This is a genomic window from Pseudomonas sp. NFACC08-1, assembly GCF_900106735.1.
Lineage (GTDB): Bacteria > Pseudomonadota > Gammaproteobacteria > Pseudomonadales > Pseudomonadaceae > Aquipseudomonas > Aquipseudomonas fluorescens_Q.
The window spans coordinates 54,620-68,995 of the sequence record NZ_FNNL01000012.1 but is presented as its reverse complement, the minus strand read 5'-3'; the positions used below and the strand labels follow the sequence as shown (position 1 = coordinate 68,995).

The window sequence follows — 14,376 nt, the reverse complement described above, 5'->3', positions numbered from 1 at the left end:
TGCCTCAGTTGATCTGTACCGAGCCGCCCTTGATGCGGTTCACACCAGACGATCGGCTCGAGAGGTAGGCCCCTCGGATCAACACCTTGCCTTCGCGCGTGAGGGTAATGCTCGCCTTGCCGCAGCGCAGGACGATTTCCCGTTCTGCGGTGAATTCCAAGCGCTCGCCGTCCAGCTGGGCGACGGCAGGCGCGGCGGTTTGCGGCAGGCGCTGGATGCGGCCGATCACCAGCGGTCGGGCCACGTCGCCGGCCTCGAACATCAGCGCGACCTGGGCGCCGATGTCCTCGCGAGTGAGCGGTGTGGTCGTGCGCGCAGCGAGGCCTGTATCAGCGGGGCAACCGGGGAAGGCCACCACTGGGGCGTCCGCCTTGGGCACATCCAGAAGCACGCCAATCACGACGCCCTCCACGCGCGCTGGCGTGGAGGAGGAGGCGGGGAGGTGGTATTCAACGGTCATAGCGCCTACTCCATGGCTAGTTCTGCAGAATCTTCTGGCCTTTGACGACCACGTTTTTGCTGGCCTTGATCTTGATGGCACCGGAGCCGTCGATGGTGATGTTCTTGCCGCTGATCATGATCGTGCCGTCCTTCTTCATGGTGATGCTGGCGTCGCCCGTCGTCAGGCTGATGGAGTCGCCGGCGGTCAGGGAGAAGTGCTTGCCAACGTCCAGGCTGTCGTTCTGCTTGATGTTGGTGGTGCGGTTCTGGGCGACGTCGCGGGATTCGTTCTGGCCAATCTGGGTGCTCTGGTTGCCGCTGATCTCGATGCCTTCGTTGCCCTGGACCGTTTCGTTACGGTTGCCGCTGATGCCGATGGTCTCGTTACCGCCCACGTCCTCGGTGCGGTTGCTGGCGATGCTGATTTTTTCGTTGGCGCCGACTTTTTCGGTGCGGTCCGCACCGATGGTGATGGTCTCGTTACTGCCCACGTTCTCGGTGCGATTGGCGCCAATGGTGATTTTCTCGTCGCTGCCCACCTTCTCGGTACGGTTCACGCCAATGGAAATGGTTTCGTTATTGCCGACCTTTTCCGTGCGATCCACACCGATGGTGATGGTTTCGTTGTTATCGACGGTTTCGGTGCGGTCGTGTTTGACGTGCACGGTTTCGTCGTTGTCGATGGTCTTGCGGCGGTCATGGCCAACCCAGTGGGTCTCGTCGTTCTCGACCTCGATGTCCTGGTTTTTCTCGGCGTGGATAAACAGCTGCTCGGCGCCTTTCTTGTCCTCCATGCGGATTTCATTGAAGTTGGCCGGTGAGCCGCCCTTGCTTGAACGGCTTTTCACCCCGCTCTGGGTGGCATTGGCCGGCAACCCGTAGGGCACGGTCTGTTCGGCGTTGTAGACGCGGCCGGTGATGATCGGCCGATCCGGATCGCCCTCGAGGAAACTGACGATCACTTCCTGGCCGATCCGCGGGAGCTGCACGGATCCCCAGTTCTTGCCGGCCCAGGCCTGGGAAACACGAATCCAGCAGGAGCTGTTTTCATTGGACTGGTCATGGCGATCCCAATGGAAATGCACTTTGACCCGGCCATATTGGTCGGTCCAGATTTCCTCGCCACTGGGCCCCACCACCACGGCGGTCTGCGGTCCACGGACGATGGGAATCGGCGTGAGGGGCAGAGTTCGGAAGGCCTGGTTGGCATCCATGCAGTCCAGTTCGCTGACGAACTGTTCGGCGACGTCCGACTGTCCGCTTTCATAGGCGTCCTGACGAATCTGATAACGGGCGGCCACCACGAGATACTCGCGGTTCTGGTCTGCACGGTCATATCCCGTCAGCGTGAACACATGACCGCAACCGATGCCGCGGGCGCGTCCGCGCAACTGCACACGCTCGAACTGACTGTGGATGGCTTCGATGCGAGTACGCGCATAATGATCGCCATCGTTGCTCTGGACGTATTCACCGGGGTAGTCGTAGAGCGGGTAGTCGGCGTTGGTGTGGGTGCGCGGCACACTGGAGCGCACCTCGAGGCTGGCGCGTGGGCGCAGGAAGTCATAGTCGTTCAGCGCCAGCGAGCCGGGTTGGACTTCCCGTGCCAGTTGCCAGTCGTAGAAATGATCGCGCTCGCGCATTTGCCGATCGGGCGGATAGAAGGGCACCGATTCATAGTCTGCCGCCGTGGAGTGAGCGCCATAGGCGTCGGCCAGTACCAGGACATGCCGTGACTTGTCATGGCGAAAGTAATAATAGATGCCTTCCTGCTCCATCAACCGGCTGACGAAGTCGAAGCTGGTTTCGCGGTACTGCACGCAATATTCCCATTCGCGGTAGCTACCGCTTAGGCTGTCCTCGAAATCGGAGAAGCCGAGGTCGCGGAACACCTGCTTGATGATGTCCGGCACCGTCTTGTTCTGGAAAATCCGGCAGTCGGAGGTGCGCGTGAGCAGCCAGAACCACGGGCGCAAGCTGACGCGGTAACCGGCGAACTGACCGTGGCCGGTCAATTGCCGGCAACTGCAGACAATGCCGTGGAAATAGCGCTTGCCGCCGTCATACAGCTCCAGGGTCAGGCCCATCGGCTTGCCCAGCAATTGGTCGAACGTGATTGTCCGGTCTTCGGAGGTCAGGTCCAATTCGTAGTGAAACAATCGCCCCAGCTCTTCGCTGCCCTCCATGCTTTGCAGCAACAAGACATCGCCGCCGAGGGGGCTGTCGACCTGCACCAAACGGTTGTTTTGGGTGATTGCCATGAACGGCTTCCTTTGGCTCGTGTTCGGGCGTCAGTCGGCCGTGGTAAAGAAGGTGGCGTCGCACGCATAGTCGTCGCCATAGGGGATGCCAGGGGAATTCGAGTCCAACACTTGCTGCACATCCACCACAGGGGGATCTCCTTATCGGTATTGCGGTCTTCAATCGAACTGAACGTACGAGCAGATCCTCATCCTGCGGATTGACGTGTGTCTGGAGCCCGTTAGATAACGTTCCGAGCATCGCCCGGAATGGGACGGATACCTGACGTCAAGATAGGTGACGGAAGGTCGTCTACGTAGTTTCGTTAGCTATAACTGTCATTCCAAAATCGAATAACACTATGAGAGTGACGGACTCGGCCTTTGCAACCTTTCTGACAAGAATGTCAGGAAGCGGTCAGCCTGCGGACACCTTCGCAGCCTAGACTGGGGAAAATGTACATCCAGGCGATCTTGCAGGGGGCTTGAAGCATCAGCACCCAGCCAAACATCGGGATCGGCTATTGGGTCTCCTAATTTGTGGCACCGTTTTAAGAGAGGCGTTACCCGATGCGTTTGCTCATTGTCGAGGACGAAGAAAAAACCTCCTCCTACGTCCATCGTGGCTTGACCGAGCTTGGCTACATTGTCGACGTTGCCACGAATGGTATCGATGGCCTGCATTACGCACTGGAATGGGACTACGACGTGGTGATCCTGGATGTGATGTTGCCGGGCAAAGACGGCTACGACGTATTGCAAGGCCTGCGCCTGCACAAGAAAACCCCGGTCATCATGTTGTCGGCCAGGGGGACGGTGGATGATCGCATTCGCGGGCTGCGCGAAGGCGCCGATGATTACCTGGGCAAACCTTTTTCATTTGCCGAACTCGTCGCACGTGTCCAGGCCTTGATCCGTCGTCACGCAGGTGACTCGGCCGACCTGACGCATTTGCGCATCGACGACCTGGAGGTCGACCTGCAAGCGCGCAAGGTGACCCGGGGCGGGCTGCGGCTGGACCTGACGGCCAAGGAGTTCTGTCTGTTGAGCCTGTTGGCGCGGCATCAAGGCGAGATCCTTTCCAAGTTGATGATTGCCGAGCAGGTCTGGGACATGAATTTCGACAGTGACGCCAACGTGGTCGAGGTTGCGATCAAGCGCGTCCGCGCCAAGGTAGATGCCCCGTATCCGCGCAAGCTGCTGCATACCGTCCGCGGCATGGGGTATGTACTGGAAAGCCGAGAGGCAGATGGCAGGCAAACGGGTACGCCTTGATGAAACGATCGATCGCCAAGCGGCTCGCCCTGATGTTCGCCCTCGCTGTCCTGCTGATCATGTCGATCAGTGCGACGCTGTTGCGCTGTTCCTTGAAGCAATCGCTCGATGAGCAGATGCAAAACGAGCTGGTGCTGCGCCATTCCGTGCTCGACCCGGTGCTAGCCAAATACGATTCGCCAGCATTCTGGGTCGGTTTGCGCCAGAAGCTCGACGGCCTGACGCCCGCGGATGAACGAGTGCGCTATTGGATCCTGGTAGACAACCCGGCCTTCAGTTACGGCGGGGCGATGCCGGATGGCCAGGATTGGTCGAAGCGCTCCGATGGGCTTTTTACCCTGGATCTACCTGACCGAGAGCGCCCCATGATGGTGCTGCTCAAGACCATTCCCGCCATGGGCAACCGTCCGGAACTGCGTTTTATCGTGGGGCTGGACTCGACGCCGTTCAGGAAGACCCTGGACCACTTCACCAAGATATTGATCCTGACCTCGGCGTTGGGCATCGGGCTGGTTGCGCTGCTCGGTTACTGGATCGCGCGTTTTGGCCTGGGACCGGTGAGGCGCTTGAGCCGTCAAGCCAACAGCCTGCCGCCGGGGGATTCGAAGCAGCGACTGGACACCGAAGCGCTACCTGGCGAATTGCAGGAACTGGCGGTGTCATTCAACGGCGCCTTGGCGCGCCAGGAAGCGGCCTGGTGCCAGCTCGAAGGGTTCAATGCCAATGTGGCCCATGAGCTGCGAACGCCCCTGACCAACCTGATCGGACAGACCCAGGTGGCATTGGCCCACGGGCGTGAGGTGAGCGAGCTTCAGGACTTGTTGCAGTCGAACCTCGAAGAGCTGGAGCGGATGGGCACCATCGTCAATGACATGCTGTTCCTGGCCGGGGCCGAGAGCGGGCAACGAGCAACCGAGCTCAGTGACGTCTCGCTTTATGAAGAGGCGGCGAAGACGGTGGAGTATCTGGAGCCGGTCTTGCATGACAAACAGCTGAGCGTGGTGATCCAAGGCGACATGCGCGTGTGCATCGACCGACGCCTCTTTCACCGCTCCCTGGCCAATTTGATACAGAACGCGGCGCGCTACGCGGTGCCGACAAGCACCATCACGGTGACGCTGGCCAGCCACGGCATGCAGGTCGAGGTGAGCGTTTCCAATGCCGGAGAGCCCATCGACAATTCGCACCTGGAGCGTCTGTTCGAGCGTTTCTATCGCGCCGACACCGCCAGGGCGCGAAGCGATGCGCACCATGGGCTGGGCCTTTCCATCGTGCGTGCGGTGGCGTCCATGCACGGTGGACGCGTGTTTGCCCACAGCGAAAACGGGCTCAACACCTTCGGATTTTCCTTGATGAACCAGACCGTGCGTTAGTCGTCGTCCCTGGGAGTAAAGTCCGTCCGCGTTTGACATCTTCCCGTCAGCCAGCAGTCACCTTGACGTCAGTCGCCCCCGCCTAAAGTGCCACGACCATCCCAACGAGGACAGTGTCGTGGAGCCCACTATGAACATTCGAAACCTGTCGATTGCCGGCCTGCTGGCAGTCATCTCCTTGAGCGGCTCGCCGCTGCTCGCCAAAGAGCAAGCGCAGTTCCCGGCCTACGAATATGGCATGCCGCTGGACATCGCCAGGGTCATTCATATCGAGGAGGCGACATCGCCGGTATGCGAGGTCGTGCAAGCCAAAATGACCTACTTGAACACCCAAGGGGTAAAGAAACACATCAGCTTTCTGCAGTTGGCTGAGGCGTGCTCGAAACAGTGACCGTCCGGCGATGCCGGTTCATTTCTTCAGACAGGGACCATCACCATGTGGAATAGAACACCCCCCGCCATTGGCCGCACGAGCACCATGAATCGGCTTGCGAGAATGGCGAGAACCCTCGCCGCGGGCGTCGCGCTGCTCAGTACGGTGAGTATCGAAGCTTCCGATCGCATTACACCGAAACCAGACTGGTCGACCAGCGACATACCGTCCCAGAAAGGCCGGATTGTCCTGATCACCGGTGGCACCAGCGGGATGGGCTACGAGGATGCGCTGGCCTTGGCGCGTGCCGGCGCCGAGGTCATCATCGCCGCGCGCAACCCGGAGCGTGGCGCACAGGCCATTGCGCGTATCCGCGAGTCCGTGCCCGACGCCAAGGTGCAGTTCGAGAACGTGGACCTGGCTGATCTTTCATCGGTGCGCGGCCTGGCCCAGCGGCTCAATCAGCGACTGCCGCGCCTCGACGTGTTGATCAACAATGCCGCCGTCATGGCGCCTCCCGAGCGAGGTACGTCTGCTGATGGCTTTGAACTCCAACTGGCCACCAATTACCTGGGGCACTTCGCGCTGACCGGCCTGCTGGTGCCGCTCTTGCGTCAAAGCGAGGATGCCCGTGTGGTGAGCCTGTCAAGCATTGCCGCGGCGCGCGGCGCGATGAATCTCGATGATCTGCAGAGCGAGCAGAAGTACGACCCCTACGCGGCTTACGCACAATCGAAACTGGCCATCCTGCATTGGGCCTTTGCCTTGCAGCGGCGCAGTGACGCCGAAAACTGGGGAATTCGCAGCATGGCGGCGCATCCCGGCGTTGCGGTCACCGAGTTGGTCGCGCGGGGTCCAGGCCTGGACAGCGAGTTCGGTCGGCGCTGGGCAAAGGACCGCGATGCGTACCACTCGGCAGCACAAGGGGCGTTGCCCACGTTATATGCCGCCACGGCTGCCCAAGCCGTAGGCGGGGCTTATTACGGCCCGACCGGTGACGATGAACGACGCGGTCCGTTGGGCTTCGCCAAGACGCCGCCCGCCGCCAACACGCAGGCGGATGCCGAGCGACTCTGGGCTGTCTCCGAGCGCCTGACCGGCGTGACCTATCGCTGATGCAACCCTGGGCGCGGGCGTCCGTCCCGCGCTTGACCTTTGCCTTTGCCGTCTCCCCGGAGTCCCTATGAGCACGCCTTCCTATTTGCACCGGCTGAGTCTCGCCCTGAACGCCCGCGACGGCGAGTTACGTCCAGCGTTGTGCGGATTCCTGCTGTTCCTTTGCCTCTTCACCGGTTACTTCATGCTGCGCCCGATCCGTGAGTCGATGGGTATCGCGGCAGGGGTGGAGAATCTGCAATGGCTGTTTACCTCGACCTTCCTGGTCATGCTGGCTGCCGTGCCGTTGTTCGCCTGGCTCAGTTCCCGAGTGCCGCGCCTGCGCCTGATCGACTGGGTGTACGGCTTCTTCGGTTTCAACCTGCTGATGTTCGTCGAGTTGTTCCAGTTCCAGCCAGACAGTGTCTGGCTGGCCCGGGTCTTTTACGTCTGGATCTCGGTTTATAACTTGTTCGTCGTGTCAGTGGCCTGGAGCCTGATGGCAGATGTATTCGACAGCGAGCAGGCCAAGCGTCTGTTCGCCTTCATCGCCGCGGGCGCCAGCGTCGGCGGTTTGTTGGGGCCGGCCCTGAGCGCGCTGCTCATCGACCCCCTCGGCGCCTCGGGATTGATGTTTCTGGCGGCCTTGTTGCTCGGTGCCACGCTGGTGTTGAAACGGGCGTTGATGGGGTGGCGCGAAACGGGCGGGGCTGGTCGTCCCGGTGCCGCGCCGACGCAAAGCCCCCAACAGCCATTGCACGGTAATCCGTTCAGCGGGTTGACGACGGTGCTCAGGTCACCTTACTTGCTGGGGATCGCCGGCTTCGTGGTGCTATTGGCGACGGTCAGCACCTTTCTCTATTTCGAGCAGGCGCGCCTGGTGGCCGAGCATTATCCGGATCGCCAGGCGCAGGTACGCATCTTCGGCACCATCGACATCATCGTGCAGGCGGGCGCGTTACTGTCCCAGCTGTTCATCACCGGCCGCATAGCGCCGAAGTTGGGGGTGCGTGCTTTGTTGGCCGTCGTGCCGCTGCTCATGTGCATCGGCTTCCTCGGCCTGGCGTTGGCGCCGGGGTTCGCTCTGCTGGCGGCGGTGATGATCGTGCGACGAATCGGTGAGTACGCGTTCGTTCGGCCGGGTAGGGAAATGCTGTTCGCGTCGCTGGATGCCGAGAGTAAATACAAGGCCAAGAACTTCATCGACACCGTGGTTTATCGCGCGGGTGACGCCATGAGCGGCTGGGCCAAGAGTCTGCTCGACCTGCTAGGGCAGGGGGCCGGTCTGGCCGCGATAATCGGCGCCTGTTGTGCACTGCTGTGGGGTTACCTGGGCTGGCAACTGGGGCGGAGGGCGGATAATGCCACGTTGCGGGAGTTACGTTTGGCGACCATCTCGGCCAGGGCATGAACACCGTACCGACCAGCATGAAACCCACTCTATTGTCTGCCGCGTCGTTGCGGCGAGGAAAGGTGAAGCGGATGAGTCTGAAAAACACGGTACTGGCGATCGTAGCGGTTGTTGCTTTCTCGGCGCTCTCCACAGCGTTTGCGGGCAAGGAAAACGCCTTGGTCGGGACATGGCGTATGGTCAGTGCAACCGTTGAGAGCCAGGGCAGTAGATCGGATGCTTATGGCCCCGATCCCCATGGTTGGCTCGTCTTCACGCCAGAGCTGACGTTTGTCGAAGTACTCACGGATCCACGCGTGCCGGCGTTTCGATCCAACGTTCGTGGCGAAGGCACGGATGAGGAAAACCGGGCAGCAATGGCGGGGAGCATCGGCTTTTTCGGGCGATATACCGTCGACCGGAACGGTGAGTTCACAGGCAACACTGTCGAAGGGTCTACGTTCCCGAACTGGGTGGGCGCTGTGCGCACCCGGGACGACCTGCAGTTGAAGGTCGATGGCAATCGGATGGTAGAAGATTTTCGCCGCCCGGATGGGGCGAAGGTTCACATTGTCTGGGAGCGTGTAAGGTAATTTCGAAGCGTCGCGTGCAATCAGATGATGGCCTTTTGCTTTTAAGCGTATCCCGCTAGAATTCGTTCCCCTCTCTGTGAGCGGTATTAGTCAAATTACGCAAGGAAGTCGATATGCAATTTGCAAAAGCCATAGGCCTCGCCTTGGCCTTGAGCCTGAGTGGCTGCGCCAGTTTCACCAAAGATGAAGTGGCCCCGGTGAATCTGCCTTCAATGGCCAGCTACTCGAACAAACCGAACGTCTATGTCGATTTCGATTTCTATCAGGGCGATCCCGACAATGCCAAGGCCACCGAGGTGCCGCAGGCTCGCGACATGCTCAAGCCCGATCTGAAGCGAACCTTCGATGAATCAGGGCTTTTTGGGCGCGTGGTCTTTGACGAATTCCAGAAGCAACCAGGCGATTACAGTCTCCGATTGAAGGTCTATAACCATGCGCCAGGCGGTGGGCAAATGGTCCTGGCGTTCCTCAGTGGCTTTACGTTCACGATCATTCCTGCGTTGGCAACCGACCAGTACACCATGAGTCTGGAAACCCTGGACGAGCAGGGCCAGCCGTTGGGCAAGGCCAGCAATCATGATGCGATCAACACCTGGATGGGCATCTGGTTCCTGCCCCTGGCAGGTAATACGCCCAAGGCTGCCATCACTGACACCTTCAACCGCCAGGTCAACGCGCTGTTGAAGAACTGGGTCGACAACAACCGCATAAAATACTCCGCTGTTGACACCCGCATTCCACGGGGCTGACACCGATAGAAAAAGAGCCGCAATCGCGGCTCTTTTTTTGATTTACTTCAACGCTTGAGTGAACTGCGGGTCGCTGTACAGGCTCTTGAGCAGGTCTTGCACCATAGGATTGTAGTTGTTCGCGGCCGCCGGGATGGCGATCGGGCCGAAGAAACTGCTGTCCCAATCACGCTGCACATCTTTAGTGGTTTCGTACAAAACCTGATCACCTTTACGCAGTGTGAAGCGCGCAGCCACTTCGCCATGGCCGCTGCTCATGCCTGCGGTGAGCTGGCTCTTGACCAATTGAACCTGTAGCTGCCGGTCAGCGCGAGGGTCCAACAGACCCGCCTGGCGGAGCTCATCATTGATCGCGGCCTGGATGTGCAGTGGAACGCTGCCCTCGGGCGACGAAATCGGGTTCAGGCGCACCATCAGCGACCCTTGACCTGAATCCGCATTCACCTGCGTTTCGCGCAAGGGCTGCATGGGTGCATTTTGCTTGAGCTGCTGAACGTTCTGAAAATTGGGTTCATAGCGGGTCATGGTCACACCACAGCCTTGTAGCACCAGCGCGCAGAACGGTAGAGCCAAGTAGAGCTTCTTCACAGCAAATCCTTATGTGCTTTTTTAGAAGGCGTGATTATCGACTGATAGCCCTAAGCCATCAAGGATCAGTTGAGGTTTACGGCGCACCCAAACATCAGCAATCTCTTCCAGATGTATCTAGAGATGGAGAGCCGCAGCAACGTCTCTTGGCACCTGACCCACGCGATTTGCAGAAAACTGGCGTACTTGGTGGTTGAACCAGACTCGCGGCTGATCCAGGTGATTTTGGCATTGGTGTTTTCCCTGTCCATCCTGGCTGCACGAGCAATCGCAGTGAATACGCCAAAATCCCGGATGAGTGGTAAGGCTGAATCGGCCCCCGAGCCTATGGCCGCGGGTATATCAGTTGCGTCTGAGGAAGTTGCTCTTTTTCAGATGCCTCAAAGTGCTTTCTAGTAAGCAGATCCAGATCGTGCGAGCGCCTGCAGCACTTCGATTGCTTTCTGGGCATCATCTTTGCCCACAAAAATGTGGTCGTGGTAGTAAGCCGCGATGACATTACAGCTGATGCCAGCATTTCCCAGTTCCATCGGCCATATCTTCCAGACCAAGCATTGCGAACCATGGGGCAGTCTCTGACGGATTGATCGATTCAGGCATGCTTGATCTTCCTTGATGAGTCTTACGGAATTCCGAGTAGTGTGCGGCTCTCCGCTCGACGCGAAAAAGCGCAGCGCACTGGCGCGAGGATATCAGCCGTAGGGTCAGGACGCCGAAGATGACTTGGTTTTAGACAGCCGTGCTCGAAGATCTGCACCCTGAGCACTCCAAGGCATAGCCTCCAACCTATATCACTCAGTGCGTTCATACCCATAGGTGTCCGAAAAAGCGTCTATCGTACTGCACAAATAGTCACTCACCAGAGACTTGAAGAATTTAGACTCCTCTTTGTAAGACAGGGCGACCCTGACGAGATGGGAGCTGGACACAGTGGTGCTCGCATTAGGATGTATAACTTTGATTCTTGGTTTGGCGAGTGACTCGGTTGTGCTTGCGCGGAAAGTATTGTATTTGCTCAATTGTTGTTCTAACTGCTGTAACTGGAATCCATAAAATTTAGAATGTCTATCTATTAGTGCTTGGATCTGATTGAGACTTCCACCTTCCTGTCTTAAAGCGTTGATCTCTATGTCGTTATTCAGGACTGTGAACATCAGGGTGCTAATACGGCCAAAGATTGCCGTCACAGGCATGTTGTGTCCTGGATTGTTTATGCTTGCGGGGTACTCATTGCTGTCGTCTCTGACTTTCCAGTAGAACGAACCGGCACCATAGGCATCTTTAGCCCAAGGGAATTTTTTCTGTAGCTTACGCATCACCCCAGGATAAACCGTACTCCAAACGCCACTTACCGCCGGGCCGCGATCTTCAGTAAACAGCGATGTGACATTGATCGTTTCGCATCGTCCCAGATTGACCATTTCGTCTATACGACGACGGAATTCCGGTTTGAGAGACTGGCCTTGCTTATCGACGATCAACAAAAAGAAGCATTTATCCAAGCCTTCACGTTCAAAGGCATCAAATATTTCGCAGATTGCCCGACCTGATACCACCGTGTCGACAAAGATGAATTTCTCACTCGGTGCGTTTCTTGGATTCACGTAGGACGGCCAATAGCCTTTTACTAACTGTTCAACAATGCACCTATATGTCTGAAGATAAGGGCTTGTATTATTCCGTCTAACAATTGCAGCTAGCACTTTTGTCCAGAAGAGCCTGATAGCAGATGAGGTCTGGCACGTCGTATCCGGATCTGCAGAAAACGGTAGAGTCAGTTCCCGATGTATAGGCGACGAAAGCTGTTCACTTTTCGCGGCCCACCGGGCATCAAAATCCTTATGGCTCCGGATCTCTAGCTCCCAGAGTGTCTGGGCTAGATCTAGGATTGGATACGCCCCCCTGCTAGGAACCACAATCGAGTCATACCCATCCAAAAAAAGCACCCGATAATGGGAATTGATTTCCCGTGCCGCCTCTGCGTAGCTCTTAAGGTTTTGGTGTGAAAACACGGTTTGCCAAGCTGACGCCATATCCCTGCCTATTCTGAGACCTAATCCATATTCGGCAAATATAGCGATTTGCTATCAGATTTTACAACTAATAAAGCAGCCCGATTCCAGAGCCAGTGACATCGCAGCAGCGAAAATCAGCAGTGAAACGCGTCATCAGGAATTCGGGACGCCGAGGCTGTTAAGCGAAGCAGAAGGCAATACGGAGCACGGCGTTATACTCTAGTCGTGCTCTGATCCCGGGAGGTCGGAGAGGCGGTAGCTATCAAGATTTTCTGTGTGTCACCGATATAGATGGCTTAGAACTCGCTTGCGCGAAAACCTGTGGCTTGGCCACTCAGAGTCCGGTCTATAAGGAACATTATCCCGTGCTTGATCTTATCTATATCGTCGAAGAGCCGTTCGCATCCTCCCCCAGCGAGGGAGCTGGTACAGACTACACGCCAAACTTTACTATCCCAGATCAAGACAAATCAGTATTTGCTACAAAACCAGCGTATGCAGGAGCGGCAATAACTGCGGCCGGTGTCGCAACATCGTTTCTCATCCCGTTCCTTCCACTTTCCTTAATCGCTGGCGCTGCCGCAGCGGCTGCCGGTGTTGCCACTGGTGCCGGTATACCAGGCGCAGGTGCATCGTTTGCCCCCAAAGATCGCAGCACTACACCAGAAGAATCCGCCTCGGCCGTATCACAAGTAACAGAAGAAACCCGGGTGGTCGCGGCCTACGTACAACACCACTCCCTGTCTCGGCGCCAAGCAAAAGATGCAGGCTATCGCTTCCAGCCCGGGCACCCAGTCGTTGGCAAGGCGTACCGCAGGCATCCGCTGTCTGACTATTCGACCCCGGATAACGGAAACCTCTACATCCCCAGCGATAGTTACGACGCAATCCTACTGGAGGAGCGCGAATCGGAATTGATCAAGCTATTGGTGCATTTAGGGGCGACTAAAATTAGCATCACCAAGAAAGCATCAGATAAAACCCGCAACACCGTCACTGCAGACGCATCAGTGCAAGTGGGCCCAGCCGGTGGTGGCGATATCAGTTATACGAGTAAATCTGAGCGCGACACAGATACGCTGGACACTCGTGAGTTTTCTCTATCCGGCCGGCCGTGGAATGCAAATAGCAAAGTTGATCGTGAGGATTTTTTCTGGCTCTCTTATGAACCTTCCTGGAAAGCGGTCGTGTTCGCCCGCGAAGTGGGTGGCTGCCTGACCGCGTCTCTTGAGATTAAAGAGAATACTTCATTCTCAACAGACAAAAATTTCGAGCTATCAGTTAAGGCGAAGCTAGTTGAGGCTGGTACGCAGGCTGGTCTTTCAAGCCTGAGTGGCGAAGAAAAAACATACTTCGTGAGAGCAGAGTTCACACCGGTCAACCGTAGCGCCTAACCGAAAATCAGCGCAAAGTGTCACTAAATAACTTCGTAAAGGAGCAGCCTCTATAGGCTTGCTCTTTATTTTCACCAACCCTCGTCCGTCCACCCCACTATTGCGATTAGTCTGTAATAGAACGGTGAACACACCTACCGACCTCCCAAATTAAGGGCGATGGTGTCCGCCTATTTTTAAGCGGACGCGATAGTCCTTAAATGCGCCAACGAAGATCTTACACCAAGTCGTTTACAGCCCAAGTTGTCCAGGAATGCCTGCAACCCAGCGCCTACATCTCCAGCGTTGCCATCTGTCATGGCATCAATGCCAACGTTATCCGCAAGTGGCTGCTACTTTTCCGAGATCAACCACCCGCAACGCTGCCGGCGTTCGTTCCGGTAAAGGTCGCTCCGAAAAGGGAGGCCGAGTCATTGGTGATCATCGTGCTGCCATTTGACGAGCAAACCATCACGGTGAAATGGCCGTCTTCCGATCCCGAAGGATGTGTCCGTTTTGTCCGTGGACTTGCTTCGTGATCCGCATCGACGCAATTTGGCTGGGCACCGAACCGATGGATATGCGCGCCGGCACCGAGGAAGCCCTCGCGCGTGTCGTGTCTGTCTTCGGTGCGGCGCAGCCACACTGCGCTTACCTCTTTGCCAATCGCCGAGGCAACCGCATGAAAGTGTTGGTGCACGACGGCTTGGGCGTTTGGCTGGCGGCACGCCGTCTACATCAAGGAAAATTCTCCTGGCCGAGTAATCGGCATGGCGATCAGATGGAGTTAAGTCCCGAGCAGTTACAGGCACTGGTGGTCGGTCTTCCCTGGCAACGGCTTGGGTCTGACGGAGCCATCCGTAACCATTAA

The 14,376-nt window shown here is 57.5% G+C and carries 14 protein-coding genes and 1 pseudogene; 10 read left to right on the top strand and 5 right to left on the bottom strand.

Annotated features, from left to right (window positions below; translation table 11 throughout):
- Window positions 1-4: 4 nt before the first annotated feature.
- Window positions 5-460 (bottom strand): DUF6484 domain-containing protein, encoded by a 456-nt coding sequence (locus tag BLU76_RS22435; RefSeq protein ID WP_092224523.1) that lies wholly within the window; start codon window positions 458-460, stop codon window positions 5-7.
- Between the two features lie 16 nt (window positions 461-476).
- Complete coding sequence (locus BLU76_RS22430; protein WP_092143436.1) at window positions 477-2,702, bottom strand: type VI secretion system Vgr family protein; 2,226 nt, start codon at window positions 2,700-2,702, stop codon at window positions 477-479.
- Between the two features lie 549 nt (window positions 2,703-3,251).
- On the opposite strand from BLU76_RS22430, the gene BLU76_RS22425 reads away from it, so the two are divergent.
- The 7 genes from BLU76_RS22425 to BLU76_RS22395 all read left to right on the top strand — a co-directional run bounded on the left by BLU76_RS22425 (window position 3,252) and on the right by BLU76_RS22395 (window position 9,529).
- A complete protein-coding gene (locus BLU76_RS22425) occupies window positions 3,252-3,956 on the top strand; it encodes a heavy metal response regulator transcription factor (RefSeq protein WP_092143433.1) in 705 nt (234 codons plus the stop codon).
- Entirely contained in the window at window positions 3,956-5,329 is a 1,374-nt protein-coding gene (locus BLU76_RS22420) for a heavy metal sensor histidine kinase (RefSeq protein ID WP_092224521.1), read from the top strand. Before BLU76_RS22425 ends, BLU76_RS22420 begins: the two co-directional genes overlap by 1 nt.
- A gap of 130 nt (window positions 5,330-5,459) precedes the next feature.
- Window positions 5,460-5,720, top strand: a complete 261-nt coding sequence (locus BLU76_RS22415) for a DUF2790 domain-containing protein (RefSeq protein WP_092224519.1) — start codon at window positions 5,460-5,462, stop codon at window positions 5,718-5,720.
- A 105-nt stretch (window positions 5,721-5,825) separates the two neighbouring features.
- On the top strand, window positions 5,826-6,818 hold the full coding sequence (locus BLU76_RS22410; RefSeq protein ID WP_256571887.1) for an oxidoreductase: 993 nt from the start codon (window positions 5,826-5,828) through the stop codon (window positions 6,816-6,818).
- A gap of 67 nt (window positions 6,819-6,885) precedes the next feature.
- Window positions 6,886-8,208, top strand: coding sequence for an NTP/NDP exchange transporter (locus tag BLU76_RS22405; RefSeq protein WP_092224515.1), 1,323 nt, complete (start codon window positions 6,886-6,888; stop codon window positions 8,206-8,208).
- 71 nt (window positions 8,209-8,279) lie between these two features.
- Window positions 8,280-8,780 carry a lipocalin-like domain-containing protein gene (locus BLU76_RS22400; RefSeq protein ID WP_092224513.1) on the top strand — a complete coding sequence of 167 codons (501 nt, stop codon included), beginning with the start codon at window positions 8,280-8,282 and terminating at the stop codon, window positions 8,778-8,780.
- A 113-nt stretch (window positions 8,781-8,893) separates the two neighbouring features.
- Window positions 8,894-9,529, top strand: a complete 636-nt coding sequence (locus tag BLU76_RS22395) for a hypothetical protein (protein ID WP_092224511.1) — start codon at window positions 8,894-8,896, stop codon at window positions 9,527-9,529.
- A 42-nt stretch (window positions 9,530-9,571) separates the two neighbouring features.
- Here BLU76_RS22395 and BLU76_RS22390 read toward each other — a convergent pair whose 3' ends face one another.
- The 3 genes and pseudogenes from BLU76_RS22390 to BLU76_RS22375 all read right to left on the bottom strand — a co-directional run bounded on the left by BLU76_RS22390 (window position 9,572) and on the right by BLU76_RS22375 (window position 11,721).
- Window positions 9,572-10,117 (bottom strand): hypothetical protein, encoded by a 546-nt coding sequence (locus BLU76_RS22390; RefSeq protein ID WP_092224509.1) that lies wholly within the window; start codon window positions 10,115-10,117, stop codon window positions 9,572-9,574.
- Between the two features lie 392 nt (window positions 10,118-10,509).
- Window positions 10,510-10,641, bottom strand: a pseudogene (locus BLU76_RS22380) (ACT domain-containing protein); the annotation flags it as partial.
- Between the two features lie 267 nt (window positions 10,642-10,908).
- Window positions 10,909-11,721 carry a hypothetical protein gene (locus BLU76_RS22375; RefSeq protein ID WP_139211657.1) on the bottom strand — a complete coding sequence of 271 codons (813 nt, stop codon included), beginning with the start codon at window positions 11,719-11,721 and terminating at the stop codon, window positions 10,909-10,911.
- A gap of 776 nt (window positions 11,722-12,497) precedes the next feature.
- Between BLU76_RS22375 and BLU76_RS22370 the strand changes: the two genes are divergently transcribed.
- The 3 genes from BLU76_RS22370 to tnpB all read left to right on the top strand — a co-directional run bounded on the left by BLU76_RS22370 (window position 12,498) and on the right by tnpB (window position 14,376).
- Window positions 12,498-13,526: a hypothetical protein gene (locus BLU76_RS22370; protein WP_092224505.1), complete on the top strand. Its 1,029-nt coding sequence runs from the start codon at window positions 12,498-12,500 to the stop codon at window positions 13,524-13,526.
- Window positions 13,527-13,726: 200 nt separating this feature from the next.
- Window positions 13,727-14,044 (top strand): IS66-like element accessory protein TnpA, encoded by a 318-nt coding sequence (locus BLU76_RS22365; protein WP_078833744.1) that lies wholly within the window; start codon window positions 13,727-13,729, stop codon window positions 14,042-14,044.
- Window positions 14,041-14,376: an IS66 family insertion sequence element accessory protein TnpB gene (gene tnpB / locus BLU76_RS22360; protein ID WP_256572700.1), complete on the top strand. Its 336-nt coding sequence runs from the start codon at window positions 14,041-14,043 to the stop codon at window positions 14,374-14,376. Before BLU76_RS22365 ends, tnpB begins: the two co-directional genes overlap by 4 nt.